Origin of the sequence: Saccharibacillus deserti, assembly GCF_013618475.1 — a bacterium.
Taxonomy (GTDB): Bacteria; Bacillota; Bacilli; order Paenibacillales; family Paenibacillaceae; genus Saccharibacillus; species Saccharibacillus deserti.
Genome location: NZ_JABJVN010000003.1, coordinates 197,157 through 211,215, shown reverse-complemented (window position 1 = coordinate 211,215; position 14,059 = coordinate 197,157). Strand labels below are relative to the sequence as shown.

The following is a 14,059-nucleotide window of genomic DNA, read 5'->3' as shown; positions in this document are numbered from 1 at the left end:
TCCTGCTGCGGATTCAGCCGATTGCGTCAGGCGAGGCTCGTCGAAGCTTTCCGGCGCTCTCCGGCAAACTGCGGCAGCCAATCGCCGTGCGCTTCGATCAAGTCGTCGCACAGCGAGACGATATCGTCGATCGACAGCTCGGCCGCCGTATGCGGATCGAGCAGCGCCGCGTGGTACACATGCTCTCTTTTCCCCGTCAAAGCCGCTTCGATCGTCAATCGCTGCGTGTTGATATTGGTCTGATTGAGCGCAGCGAGCTGCGGAGGCAGGGCGCCTACATAGGTCGGGTTCACGCCCGAAGCGTCGACCAGACACGGCACCTCGACGCACGCATCCTGCGGCAGATTGGTGATCAGCCCGTTGTTCATCACGTTGCCCGCAATCTTGAACGGCTTGTCCGTCTCCATTGCTTCCAGAATATACGAAGCGTATTCGACGCTGCGCTCATGGGTAAGCGATTCGCTCCGCATCAAGCTGTCGCGCACCTCGCCCCACTCGCGGATCTGGTTCACGCAGCGGCGCGGATACTCGTCCAGCGGAATGTTGAAGCGTTGGATCAGCTCGGGATAATTCTTTTTGATAAAGTAAGGATGATACTCGGCATTGTGCTCGGACGATTCCGTGACGTAATAGCCGAACCGGTTCATCAGCTCGAAGCGCACCATATCGCCGTGCTTCTCTTTCTGCTTCTCGGCGGCGAGCCGTTTGATTTCCGGATACAGATCTTCGCCGCCTCGCGTCACTTCGAGCAGCCAGGCCATATGGTTGATGCCGGCGATCTTGGCCCGCACATTCGTCTGGTCCATGCCCAGACTCTCGAACAGCGACGGGATGCAGTGCTGGACGCTGTGGCACAACCCGACCGTTTTGATCCCGCCCGCCGTGTTCATCACGTTCGTCAGTACCGCCATCGGATTCGTGTAATTCAGGAACCAGGCGTTCGGACACACTTCGCGCATATCCGCGGCGATGTCCAGCATGGCCGGAATCGTACGCAGATTGCGGAAAAGCCCTCCGATCCCCAGCGTATCCGCGATCGTCTGCCGCAGCCCGTATTTCTTCGGCACCTCGAAATCCGTGATCGTGCACGGATCGTAACCGCCGACCTGGATCGCGTTGATGACGTATTTGGCTCCTCGCAGCGCTTCTTTGCGGTCGGTGTACGCCTGGATCGCGCACTGGCTGCCTGCCGTTTTCTTCATGGCACGAAGCAAGGTCTCCGACTCGCCCAACCGCTGCGGATCGATGTCGAACAAAGCCAGCTCGAACCCTTGAAGCGCCGGCGTCATCATGATGTCTCCCAGCACATTCCGCACGAATACCGTACTCCCCGCGCCGATAAACGTAATCTTTTTCATGTTTTTTACCTCCCGTTTTTGGCTGCCGTTTCTGCTTTCACTATAACGGTAGCGCTTACAGGAAGACATGGAGTAATGGCAGGTTTGTTTGTTATAATGTATGAAGAAACATCGTCTCCTTAATCAGCGGCTTCCAAATCAAGGATCGCAAGACGGAACGCTCCACCCGACTTTCGATCCTTTCCCGGGAGCGGCTTCCGATCAGACGATGTTTCGCGGCTTCTTCGCCGGCTTTTGCCAAAATTTAACGGAGCGATTCCAATCGAATTTGGCAAAAGCGGTTACATCGTCTCCTTAATCAGCGGCTTCCAATCAAGGATCGAAAGACGGAACGCTCCACCCGACTTTCGATCCTTTCCCGGGAGCGGCTTCCGATCAGACGATGTTTCGCGGCTTCTTCGCCTGCTCGTCCGCTCGACCCTGGCATGGCCCGGGCCGCTCGTTCAACCTTGAGACGTCTTCCAGCCGCCCGCTTCTTCAAAATGCGATCATTTTGCTCACATTTCGCATTAAATACAAGCCGAGTCCCATAAATGTTGACCTTATGCTCACATTTTTCCGCCCATCCGATGGATTCCGGCGATTTTCGGCGAAAATGTGTTCATCTCGTCAACAAATCGCTTTCCAAGAAGCAAAAAAGCCGAAAATGTTGACTTCATGACCACATTTTAAAGCCGCAGCAGCCTGCGCCGCCTATCCAATCCCAAATCCCGCCGCTGCCGAAAGGAGCACACTTATGCCCGCCGAACAATTCACCCATGCCTCCGAAGAAACCCGCATGCAGAGCGAAGTGTCGCTGCTGTTCTACGGACGCGAAGACTGCGCGCCCGCCCACTGCTGGGGCCCCGGGCTGCGGGACGCCTTTATCCTGCATTATATTCAAAGCGGCCGGGGACTCTTCCGCTCGGAAGGCCGCGAATATCCGCTTGGCCCCGGTCAGGGCTTCCTGATCCTGCCCGACACCCTGGTCCATTACGAAGCGGACCCCGAAGATCCCTGGGTCTACGTCTGGGTCGGGCTGCGCGGGCTGCAGGTGCGCGCGCTGCTGGAGCGGGCCGGGCTGACGGCCGGCTCGCCCGTGTATACGGCGGCGGATCGGCCGCCGTTCGAGCGGTTCTATGCCGGGCTGCTCGAGGCACGCGAGCAGCCCGGCGGCGACCTGCTGGCGCAGGCGGAAGTCTACCGCCTGCTGGCCGCGCTGGTCGGGGCCGCGCCGCCGACGGCGGTGCGGCCGGGTGCGCCGCCGCGGGCGAGGGAGGCGCATCTGTCACGGGCTGCCGCCGTGATCGAGAACGGCTACAGCCGCAAGCTCGGCGCGGAGGATATCGCGCGCGCCGTGGGGCTCGACCGGACCTATCTGTCGAGCCTGTTCAAGGACGCCTACGGCGTCCCCCTGCAGACCTTCCTGCTGCAGTACCGGATGCGCCGGGCGCGCGAACTGCTGCGCAATCCGTCGCTGTCCGTCAGCGACGTGGCCCGGTCGGTCGGTTATCCCGACCCGTTTCTGTTCTCCAAGATGTTCAAGCGCGTCTGCGGCGTATCGCCAAGCGCTTACCGCCAGCAGCCCGAGCCCTGAGCGCCGGGAGAGATCCGCTGCTGATCGCTCCCGCAGGGGCAAGTTACGCCAATCCCGCACAAAGCGCAGGAACCTCCCTGCAGAAGCGGTCCGGCCCCATACTTGACGAGCCGCGCCTGTTCCGATTCAGGCTCAGCGGCTTCGGCCTTTCGCAAGCCGCCCGGCTGCGCCCGCGGCTACACCGTCAATATCCGTCTCTTCGCCGGTCTTTCAACAGCTCGGAAGGCGAGCCGCCGGTAATCTTTTTGAACATGCGATAGAAATACGAGACGTCCCGGTAGCCGAGAAATTCCGAAATCTCCGCCGCGTTCAGACGCGATTCGTTCAGCATATAGACCGCCCGCTTCATCCGCTGCCGATGCACGCATTCGCTGATCGTCCGTCCGGATACTTCTTTAAACAGCGACGCGGCGTAATTCGGGGTACGCCCGATCACTTCGCCCAGCACTTCCTTGGTGATTTTCTCCCGGTAGTTGCGCTCGATATGCCGCTTCATGTGTTCGACATGCCGCTGCTTCTCGGTCTGGATCAGTCCGCGGTCGAATTCCCGGCTGATATCGATCAGCAGCTCCGTCAGAATGGACTGCGCCATCAGTTCGTAATACGACGGACGCTCGTTCCACTGCTCGCGCAGCACCCGGATCCGGTCGTGCACGGATTCGTAGCGGCCGAGGCGCCGTTTGTACGGTCGTTCGTGCCGCAGCAGCGGCAGGGCATCCGCATCGGCGGACGACACGGTAAACCCGACAACCGTTTTGGTATGGGTCAAGGTCGGTACGCTTTTTCCATAATAGGGCGTGTGGGCAGGAATCAGCAGCACATCTCCCCGTTCCATAATGTTCCGTTCCCCGTCCACCCAATAAATGCATTTGCCGTAAGTGGCCAGTGCCAGCAGGTAACAATCCCGTCCCGTCTCGGCTTGTTCGTACCATTGCGTCCCATTGTCTTGATGGACGTCTTCCACTCTGGGCATAAGCGCTTCCTTTCTATCGTACTATGTTTCCTACATTGTACTATATGTCATTTCATCCTGTCCTTGCGGACGGTACAATAAACACAAAAGGTTGTTGAAAGCGCCAATCAATCCGCGGGAAGCGGGTATAGAATAGAGAGCGGCCCGGTCCGTTAACCGAGTCGGTTTGCATACCCGGCCCTTCAGCGCACCCTATCTGCCCGACGCCAAACCCGGTGATCATCCTTGGGCTTCGGGGCGGACAACAACCCCAAAGTTCAAGAAAACGAGGAGGCTTTTTCCGAAGATGAAAACGAAAATTGTATGTACGATGGGACCCGCTTGCGATACGGTCGAAATGCTCAAAGAAATGATCCAATCCGGTATGACCGTTGCCCGCCTGAACATGGCGCACGGCGAACCGGCCGACCACAGCGAACGGATCCGCAAAGTCCGTCAAGCCGCAGCCGAACTGAATACGTTCGTCCCGATCATGATGGATATCAAAGGACCCGAAGTCCGCATCGGCAAACTGTTGGAAGAATACGTTCAACTTGAAGCGGGCAGCGAACTGGTCCTGACGACCGAACCGGAAGTGCTCGGTACGGCGGAACGTATCGGTGTCAACTATCCGAAGCTGAACGAAGACGTCAAAGCCGGCGACCGGATCCTGATCGACGACGGTCTGATCGCACTCGACGTCATCCAGGTGGACGGCGGCGAGATCAAATGCAAAATCCTGAACGGCGGACGCCTCAAACCGCGCAAAGGCGTGAACCTGCCGGGCGTCAAGACAAGCCTGCCGGGCGTGACCGAACGCGACGTGATGCATATCAACTACGGCCTGAGCGAAAACGTTGAAATCATCGCCGCTTCCTTCGTTCGCAAAGGCGAAGACATCATGGAAATCCGCCGGATTCTCGCCGAAAAAGGCGCGCAGCACGTGCAGATCATCTCCAAGATCGAAAACCAGGAAGGCATGGATAACCTCGATGCCATCATCGAAGCTTCCGACGGCATCATGGTTGCCCGCGGCGACCTCGGCGTCGAAGTTCCGGTGCAGGACGTGCCTGCGGCGCAGAAGCTCATGATCGACAAGTGCAACCTGGCCGGCAAGCCGGTTATCGTGGCGACGCATATGCTGGAGTCGATGCAGGTAAACCCTCGTCCGACCCGTTCCGAAGTCAGCGACGTGGCGAATGCCGTGCTGCAGGGTGCCGACTGCGTCATGCTGTCCGGCGAATCCGCAGCGGGCAAATACCCGCTCGAATCGATCCGTACGATGGCGGCCGTTGCAGCCAAAGCCGAAACGATGATCGACTACGACGTCCAGTTCAACAGCAAACGCGCCCTGCACCTGAACGATATTACCGAAGTCGTAAGCCAGAGCTCGGTAAACGCTTCGCTCGTCCTGGACGCAGCCGCGCTGATCATTTCGACGGAATCGGGCTTCACGGCCCGCATGATCTCGAAATACCGCCCGAAAGCTCCGATTATCGCGGTCAGCCAGAACGAGAAGACGCTGCCCAAGATGAGCCTGCTGTACGGCGTGGTCCCAATGAAAGGCCAATCCGTCACAAGCACCGACGAAATGTTCGAAGTCGCAACCAAAAACGCGCTCGAAGCCGGCTATATCCATTCCGGCGACACGGTCGTTCTGTGTGCGGGTATTCCGATCGGCCAGACCGGCAACACGAACGTGATGAAAGTTCAACAAGTCTAATCCGCGCTTTGCGCATACAAAAAACTCTTTCCGCTCAAGCGGAAAGAGTTTTTTGGCATATCGAACGATGCACCGCACACAGCGGCGGCCTACCTTGAAGTAAGCTGTGCTTTTGTTCGGAGTACGATCAGGCTTTTTTGGTCGAAGCCGCTTTTTTGCGGGTAGGTTTCTTGCGGGCGGCGACTTTCTCGGCAGCCAGACGCTCGATCTTGTCTACGCGCTCCTGCTCGACAACGCGTTTCCCTTCAGCAATTTGCTCCTGCTTCTCCCGAACTTCTACACCCATTCGCTCCTGCTTGCTCGGATCGCTCATCGTCAGGTAGTGTTCGAACGCTTCCGGATACATGAACGTTTTTTCTCCGGTTTCTTCGGCAAATTTCACGCTGATCTTGCCTTCGCCGTTCCCCGTCACTTTTCCTGCTCCAAAGCTGGCATGCGTCACTTTCTCGTTTGTCCAATTCATCAAAGTCCATCTCCTCTTGTCTTTTCCATTTGGCAAAACCCAACCTTCATCCTGGAAACTCTCCATATGTACATCAAGCCCATATACAGAATTCTTTTCGGCCAACAACCACCGGCATCTTGAAGCTTGGTCTTTGCCAAATGGATAAAACTTTTCCTTTAACCTATTCCCCAATACTACCTTATTCGAAACAAAAGGGCACGGCCCCGGTTCGTAAAACCAAGCAGGCGGGCAGCCATCGGACGGCTTGGAAACGGGATTTCGAGCGAAACGGACCGGGAAATAGGAACTTCACGCTTTTTGAATACGTTTTATTTATCTTCTCCCGCCTTTTTCACGGCTTTTCGAAAAAAGTTTGTGGGTACAATGAACCCTTTTTCGTAAAAGCCGCATCTTTTTTGATTCAAATGGGTAAGATGAGATGAAACTATGGGCGTAGATAAGCACCATTAGGACAGATTGAGCAGATAGATCGAAGCAGATCGATGGAAAATGAGAACGAAACAAGCGGAGGTACATACATGAACGAATTATCCAGGCAGAGCTTCGCCAACGGCCTTTCAAGCGAACAGGAAGCACAAGGCGCCTCAGGAAATCCGGACGGATCCCGTGCAGTTCGCCTTACCGGAATCGCTTCGCTGACTCTGGCCGCCGGCATCGGCGGGCTTCTTCTCCTGCCATCCGAATCGGCTCATGCGGAAAGCGCATCGTACCAGGCCAAAGTCCATACCGACTCCCTGAATGTACGCAGCACCGCAGGACCGGATACACCGGTAGTGGGTTCGCTGAACAGCGGCGACGTGGTGACGGTGACGGATGAACGTCTCGGCTGGCTGAAAGTCGAAAACGCGTCGACTTCGGGCTGGGTAGCCGGCTATTATCTCAAAAAAGAAGACGGAAGCGCGGCTTCGGCAACCGTAGTCACTTCTTCGTCTTCTTCGGCTCCTTCCGTCTCGCAAACTTCCGCTTCTTCCGGCGGATCTTCCGTCTCGGAAGGCGGCAAAGCGCTGGTTACCGCCAATTCGGTGATCATCCGCAGCGGCCCGGGCAAAAGCTACGAACTGCTCGGCTCCGCCAACCGCAATGATGCCGTCACCGTGCTGGAGAGCCAAAGCGGCTGGACACGCGTGATGACTTCGTACGGCGCCTACGGCTGGCTCTCGTCGAAGTATCTGCAGGGCGGCGGAGGCGCAACCGTCAAAGCGGCCGTCCAAAAACAAAAGGCGGTTCGCGTCAGCACAGCGGCGGCAAGCAGTCCCAAGGCCGATACGTCCGAGATTCAATCGGGCAGTCTGCAGGGCAAACTGATCGTGCTGGATCCGGGCCACGGCGGCAGCGATCCCGGCACGGTCGGCACCACGTACGGACTGATCGAGCAGGAATTGAACCTGCAGACGGCCCTATATGTGAAAGACTATCTGGTCTCCCGCGGCGCCCGCGTCGAAATGACGCGCAGCGGCAGCGATCAGCGTCCTTCCCTGGCTTCGCGCGCACAGCTGGCTCCTTCATTGGGCGCGGACGCTTTCGTGAGCATCCATTACAATTCGGCGCTCAGCGCTTCGGCCAACGGAACGCTCGTCTGTTTCTACTCCGAGTCGAAAGACCTCGGGTTGGCCCGCGCGATCGAAGCTCCGCTTAAGAACGGCACGGGGATTCGCAACAACGGATTGGCTTTCGGCAACTTCAAGGTTATCCGCGAAAACAGCGTTCCGGCCGTGCTGTTGGAAATGGGCTTCCTGTCCAACTCTTCCGACGAAGGGGCGATCGCAAGCGCCGATTATCAGCGCAATGCGGCCAAAGCGATTGCCGACGGCCTGCAGCTGTATTTCTCGAACTGACCGATCAAATGGCAAAGCCGCTTCCTTCACGGGGAAGCGGCTTTTTTGGCGGTTCGATGCGTTCTTGCGGCCCTCATTCAAGGCTTGATCGCCGCCAGGGCGCTGTACAGCTGAAGTCGGCGCAGCGGCTTGAAGACGGTAAAGCGGACGCCTTCAAGCCCCGGCTGTTCGGGTACCGTACCGAGCGGGGCAAGCAGCGCCACCGGCGGCGCGTTCGGCCGGGAAGAAACCGGGCCGACCAATTCGAGAAAGTGCATGTCCAGCAGCACCAGATCGAAGCTCACGGTCTCCAGCAGCCTTAACGCTTCGCCGGCCGAGCGCGCACCCGACGGCAGAGCTCCCCAACCCTGCAGCAGCCGCTCCAGCACGGACAGCGCCGACAGATTGTCGTCCACGATCAGGATGCGCAGCCCTTCGAGGCGCAGCGGCGCGAACGGCCCCATATCGAAGTCCGAATAAGGCGCAAACGGCAGTACGACCAGAAATTCCGTGCCGATTCCGACCTCGCTGACCACCCGGATACTTCCGCCCATCAATTCGATCAGATTGCGCGTAATGACAAGCCCCAATCCGGTTCCGCCGTACTGCCGGTTTCCGTCCGAGCCGTGCACTTGATGATAGGTCTGAAACAAACCGTCCACCTTGTCCGGTTCTATGCCGATTCCCGTATCGCATACCGAGATGGCGAGCTGGACTTCGCCTTCGCCCCCCGGCTCTTCCTGACGCAGAGTCACGAGGATCTGGCCGGCATGCGTAAACTTCACGGCGTTCCCGAGCAGATTGAGCAGGATCTGCCGGAGTTTGCCCGCATCCCCCTGCACGAACATGGGAAGTCCTTCTTCCACGTCCAGAATCAGTTCCACCCGTTTCTCGATAGCCTTGGGCGCCATGAGCGAAGCGACATCCTCAATCGTGGAAGCCGGATCGAACAGCGAGACGTCCACGCTTTGTTTGCCCGCTTCAAGCTTGCTGTAATCCAAAATATTGTTGGCCAACGTCAGCAGAAAAGCATTGCTGGAGCGCACCATGTCGAGAAACCTCTGCTGTTCCTGCGTCAACTCGGTCATGGCCAGCAGTTCCGACATCGCGATACTTCCGTTGAGCGAATTGCGGATCTCATGCGTCATAAAAGCCAGAAAGTCCGCTTTCTGCTGGGTAGACTGCCGGGCAGCCTGAGCTTCGCCCCGATAGGCTTCGGCAATCTCTTCGATATTTTTCTTGTCTTTGGCCAACTGGCCGAGTCTTTCCAGATCGACATCAACCCTGCGCTCCAGCTCCGCGATATACGACAGAAACAGCGCCATCGAGGTCAACAGCTGCAGGTCATCATCGGAAAAAGCACCCGGTCGGCCGAGAGCGGCCAAGCCGCCGAATTTGCGCCCGTCGGGGTAAGAAATAGGAAATCCGATCAAGGTATAGTCGCCCGAACTGCGCGCCGCATGCTGATCGCGGGTCAGCGGATGCTGCGAAGTCTGCGGAATTACCAGCGGCCGATCCCAGTTCTCATCCGTCCAACTCGCAAAATATTCGGGCTCGAACCGGATCTCCTGTCCTTCCCGGACAAGCTCCCTGCCGCGATTGAATACTTTGATGACCGTACTGACCGGTCCTTCGCTGGATGCGACTATCACGCATTCGGCTGCCAGGCGCCGGCTGAGCAGATTTACGACATGCTCGGCCGCCTCGGCGAAATTTTCGAAAAATATCCGGTTTCCGCCTGTCATCTTTTCACCTCCGGCCGATCGAACTGGAATTTACGTCTGCACGTTAAAGAATCGCCCGGTCCATCCGGACGCCGTAAGTAACTGTATTTCTTACACTATAACTGAAAAAAAGCCCAAAAAAAATGCCCGAAGACAGATGAAAACAAATTATTTTCATCCTTCTTCGAGCTTATACCGATCCGCCTGCCGAAAAAAGCTTTTCGGTCAGCCTAGGCCTTATCCGTCTTAACGCAGCGATTCGGCAAACTCTACCAGGTCGGAGGCCTGGGACCGGATTTCAGCCACCGAAGCGTTTACCTGCTGGGTCATGGCCGCCTGCGCGCCCGTCAGTTCGGCCATCGCTCCGATATTGTTGAGAATCCGGTCGATCTGCTCTTTCATTTCGTTCAGGCTGCTGCCGATATTGCCGGTCGCTTCCGCACTGTTGACCGCAAGCTTGCGCACTTCCTCGGCAACGACCGAGAACCCGCGCCCGAACTCGCCGGCCCGCGCCGCTTCGATCGCCGCGTTCAGACCGAGCAGGTTGGTCTGTTCGGCCACTTCCTTGATGAAGCTCGAAATCCCCTGCGTTTCTTCCGCGCTGTGCTTGGCCCGGTTGGCGGCTTTGGCCGATTTGTTCTGCATATTGACGATCGCCTGCGCACCTTCGGAGATCGAATCGATACCGGAACTCATTTCTTCGATCGCCCTAGAGAGCAGAGCGAGCTTCTCCGTGACGCGATCGACCAGCATCTCCTGATTTTTCTCGAAAGTCACTTCGCGCAGCGTACCGGCAAGCCGCAGGGGAACGCCCGATCCGTCGCGGATCGCGGCGCCGCTCGCCCGGTACCACCGGTACTGACCGTCCTTGTGGCGGAGACGGTACTGCTGGTCGAGCTCGGCTCGGCCGCTGTAATCGTTCAGATAATCCGCAAGGCCCCGCTGCGCCGACTCCGCATCTTCCGGATGCAGACGGGACGCCCAGCTGTCGAGTACATCCGGCAGTTCCTGCTCGCCCTGATAACCCAGCATGCGGCGGAATTGGTCGGAGAACCAGATCTCGTTGTTCGGATTGACCGGGTCGCCGGCCACGACCGTCATATCCCACGGCGATTCCGTAAGGGCCCGGTTAATCAGATCGTAGCGCGTGACCATCCGTTCCAATTCGTTTTCCCGCAGCACTTTTTCATGGACATCGAACAGTGCACCGACTACGCGCAGCGGAACGCCGCTCTCGTCGCGGGTCGTTGTTCCGGTCGCGCGGAACCAGCGGTACTCGCCGCTTTTAAGCAGCAGACGGTATTGAACGTCATACGGCGTCCGCCCCGTGCGGTCATTCAGATGGTCAGCCAGCACGCCGACAATCTGCTCCTGTTCTTCCGGATGCAGACGCGAAGCCCAGCTGTCGAGAATATTCGGAAAGTCGCTTTCCCCGCTGTAGCCGAGCATGCGCCGGAACTCGTCGCTCCAGATAAACGTGTTGTTCGGATTGACCGGATCGCCGGCTTCGACCGTCATATCCCACAATCCGACTTCGATCGCTTTGGATACGAGATTAAGCCGAAGTTCGGCGTCCGCTGTCTTGGCTGCCGAGAACTCCAGCGCCGCGTTCACATTGTCCGCAATCTCCCGCATCTCGGCCGAAGTGTGCTCCGTTTCCAGTCTGCTTCCGGTTCTTCCTTGTTCGGCCCATTTTCTGAGTTCCCGGCTCGCTTCGAGCAGCGAAGCGGCGGAGCTGGTTCCTGCGGTTTTAAACAACATTGAATATCCCCCTTTTGATATTACGGCGCGGCCGAATGCAAGCTTCCTCTTTTTCGGTTGAATTTCGGTATAAGCCAGCAGCCAAGTTTATTTATTTTATAATAACCCATGATACCGACGGAAAGCTCGACCGAAAAAGAATTCAAGGATTAAGCGGCGGTTTCCCCAACGGCACTGTTTATCTCGGAGGTTCTGTGTTAGACTTATAAGTTGCATCACTTCGTACTTTTTCCGTGCTTTTTTCGTCTTTTTTTCGATATCTCCCGCTTCCTCAAAAGCGGTAGTCCATAGATTTTTTTATATAAAAAGGAGCTCTTATGACATTTAACGATTTGAACCTGATCCCATCCATTCTCAAAGCCCTACAAAAAGAAAACTACACCTCTCCGACACCGATTCAGCAGCAGGCTATTCCCGTCGCCCTTGAAGGCCGCGACGTACTGGGATGCGCCCAAACCGGCACCGGAAAAACGGCGGCTTTCTCGCTGCCGATCATTCAGCGACTGTCGGCCAAAGCGGCCGCCGGAGGCAAGCGCCCGATCCGCTCGCTGATCCTGACGCCGACGCGCGAACTCGCTATCCAGATTTACGACAACATCCGCGCTTACGCCCGTTACACGGATCTGCGCAGCCAGGTCATCGTCGGCGGCGTCTCGCAGACTCCGCAGGAGCGCGAACTGCAGCGCGGCACCGACATTCTGATCGCAACGCCGGGACGTCTGCTGGATCTCATGAACCAGAAGCACGTCAATCTGGATTCGATCGAGATTCTGGTTCTGGACGAAGCCGACCGGATGCTCGATATGGGCTTTATTCGCGATGTGCAGAAGATTCTCGCACGCATCCCGGCCAAAAAACAAACGCTGTTCTTCTCGGCTACCATGCCGCCGGAGATCACAAGCCTCGTCGATTCGCTGCTCGTCAATCCGGCCAAAGTCGAAATCACGCCGGTCTCCTCTACGGTCGATCTTATCCAACAGGCTGTCTATCTCGTCGACAAGCCCAACAAGCAGAAGCTGCTGAACGATATTCTGCAGGATAAGTCGATCGATTCGGCCCTTGTCTTCACACGCACCAAACACGGCGCCAACCGCGTGGCGCGTCTGCTCGAGCGTGCCGGCATCTCGGCGCAGGCGATTCACGGCGACAAGTCGCAGAACGCCCGCCAGACGGCTCTGAACAACTTCAAGAACGGCACGACCCGCGTCCTGGTCGCCACCGACATCGCCGCACGCGGTATCGATATCGACGAGCTGTCGCACGTCATCAACTTCAACCTGCCGAACATTCCGGAGACCTATGTACACCGGATCGGCCGTACAGGCCGCGCGGGCCGCGGCGGAATCTCCATTTCGTTCTGCGAAACGGAAGAACTGCCGTACCTGAAAGATATCCAGAAGCTGATCGGCAAGAGCATTCCGGAAATCAAGGATCATGCTTATCCGATGACCGGCGAGCAATCCGCTCCGGCGGAACCTGTCCCACAGGGAGGGCGCGGACGCAAAGGCTCTTCTTCGCAGCCGGCAGCCGGCACGAAGAATGCCGCCAGAACCAGTGCCCAATCGGGCGGCGCACGCGCCGCCAAGCCGTCTTCGCAGCCCGCAGCCGCGAAAGCCGCTGTGAAAAGCGAAACTCCGCAGGGCGGAGCCAGACCTGCGAACCGAAATGCCGCCCAGTCGGGCGGTTCGAAACAGCCGTCCCAGGGTGCGGCCAAACCAAGCGCGGCTTCGGCCGCAGCCAAGGCCGATGTCCCGGCCAACACGGCCAAAAGCCGTCCGGCCAACCAACCGGCCCGCACGAACGCCAAACCGGCCGGTACGCAGGCAGGCGGCGAAGCCAACCGCAGCCGTCCGGCCAAAAAGGCGCCGCAGCACGGCTCGCGTCCCGGTTCGGAAGGCCAGCGCCCCCGTACGGGCGGCCGGCCGCAGCCGGGCAGCGCGGCATCGGCCCGCGCTACGGCCAACAAAAAGTGGAATGACGGCCAATGGGCGGCCGATACGCTGTACCGGGCCAGCTTCGGCCTCTCCGGCGATAAAGCCTAAACCGACCCAAACGGGTTCGGGAACGCCTGCGATTCGGCAGGCAGATGAACGTCAACACGCAAAAACCCGCTTTCCCCTTCATTTGACGGGGAAAGCGGGTTTTTGTGTTGAAAAAAACGGCTTCCGGCTACATATACAGCATCGAAAAGTGAAGCTCGTGTCCCAACTGCTTCAAATAGTTGTACAGCTGCGAACGATGGTGGAACAGATGCGTCAGCGTTTCGATCTGCCATTGGATCTGGGTATGCGAGTCTTCGGCATAAAACGCTTTGGTCGAGCGGTTCAGCAGGTCTTCGGGCGTAAGCGAAACCAGATAGGTCTTGTACAGCTCAAAGTTCTCGCGCAGAGCCGCGGCCAGACGTTCGGGATCGCTCTCCCCGTCGAGGCTGACTTCGATCTCTCCCGCTTCCTCGGCCCCGGCTTCCTGCATGATCGCCAGGTCGCTGCGCGGTACAAGCGCCAAATGGCGGACCAATTCCGGCAGGGACCGCATATTGCCCTGCGGACGGTAGTTCCAATCCTCGGGACGGATCAGACGGATCAGCACTTCGCTGGTGCGGACGCCTGTCTCCAGTTCGTTCAGCAGATGGTCGCGGATTTGCAGCGTTTCGTTCATATTTTTCTCGCTCCTTCGGAGTACGAT

At 57.9% G+C, this 14,059-nt stretch carries 10 protein-coding genes; 4 read left to right on the top strand and 6 right to left on the bottom strand.

What is annotated here, in order from left to right:
- Window positions 1-26 precede the first annotated feature (26 nt).
- Entirely contained in the window at window positions 27-1,358 is a 1,332-nt protein-coding gene (melA, locus tag HOP44_RS11220; RefSeq protein WP_172253310.1) for an alpha-glucosidase/alpha-galactosidase, read from the bottom strand.
- Between the two features lie 736 nt (window positions 1,359-2,094).
- Here melA and HOP44_RS11215 point away from each other — a divergent pair.
- On the top strand, window positions 2,095-2,934 hold the full coding sequence (locus HOP44_RS11215) for an AraC family transcriptional regulator (protein WP_172253308.1): 840 nt from the start codon (window positions 2,095-2,097) through the stop codon (window positions 2,932-2,934).
- A 184-nt stretch (window positions 2,935-3,118) separates the two neighbouring features.
- Here the strand turns inward: HOP44_RS11215 and HOP44_RS11210 are convergent, their stop codons facing one another.
- Entirely contained in the window at window positions 3,119-3,907 is a 789-nt protein-coding gene (locus tag HOP44_RS11210; RefSeq protein ID WP_172253306.1) for a helix-turn-helix domain-containing protein, read from the bottom strand.
- A gap of 286 nt (window positions 3,908-4,193) precedes the next feature.
- Between HOP44_RS11210 and pyk the strand changes: the two genes are divergently transcribed.
- Window positions 4,194-5,609, top strand: a complete 1,416-nt coding sequence (pyk, locus tag HOP44_RS11205; RefSeq protein ID WP_172253304.1) for a pyruvate kinase — start codon at window positions 4,194-4,196, stop codon at window positions 5,607-5,609.
- Between the two features lie 127 nt (window positions 5,610-5,736).
- Here pyk and HOP44_RS11200 read toward each other — a convergent pair whose 3' ends face one another.
- Entirely contained in the window at window positions 5,737-6,072 is a 336-nt protein-coding gene (locus tag HOP44_RS11200; RefSeq protein WP_172253302.1) for a hypothetical protein, read from the bottom strand.
- 521 nt (window positions 6,073-6,593) lie between these two features.
- Between HOP44_RS11200 and HOP44_RS11195 the strand changes: the two genes are divergently transcribed.
- Window positions 6,594-7,910, top strand: coding sequence for an N-acetylmuramoyl-L-alanine amidase family protein (locus tag HOP44_RS11195; protein ID WP_172253300.1), 1,317 nt, complete (start codon window positions 6,594-6,596; stop codon window positions 7,908-7,910).
- Window positions 7,911-7,987: 77 nt separating this feature from the next.
- Here HOP44_RS11195 and HOP44_RS11190 read toward each other — a convergent pair whose 3' ends face one another.
- Both HOP44_RS11190 and HOP44_RS11185 read right to left on the bottom strand, forming a co-directional pair.
- Window positions 7,988-9,634 carry an ATP-binding protein gene (locus HOP44_RS11190; RefSeq protein ID WP_172253298.1) on the bottom strand — a complete coding sequence of 549 codons (1,647 nt, stop codon included), beginning with the start codon at window positions 9,632-9,634 and terminating at the stop codon, window positions 7,988-7,990.
- A gap of 225 nt (window positions 9,635-9,859) precedes the next feature.
- Window positions 9,860-11,374 (bottom strand): methyl-accepting chemotaxis protein, encoded by a 1,515-nt coding sequence (locus tag HOP44_RS11185; RefSeq protein WP_172253296.1) that lies wholly within the window; start codon window positions 11,372-11,374, stop codon window positions 9,860-9,862.
- A 317-nt stretch (window positions 11,375-11,691) separates the two neighbouring features.
- On the opposite strand from HOP44_RS11185, the gene HOP44_RS11180 reads away from it, so the two are divergent.
- Complete coding sequence (locus HOP44_RS11180) at window positions 11,692-13,416, top strand: DEAD/DEAH box helicase (protein WP_172253294.1); 1,725 nt, start codon at window positions 11,692-11,694, stop codon at window positions 13,414-13,416.
- A gap of 127 nt (window positions 13,417-13,543) precedes the next feature.
- Here the strand turns inward: HOP44_RS11180 and HOP44_RS11175 are convergent, their stop codons facing one another.
- Window positions 13,544-14,032, bottom strand: a complete 489-nt coding sequence (locus HOP44_RS11175) for a DinB family protein (protein WP_172253292.1) — start codon at window positions 14,030-14,032, stop codon at window positions 13,544-13,546.
- Window positions 14,033-14,059 lie beyond the last annotated feature (27 nt).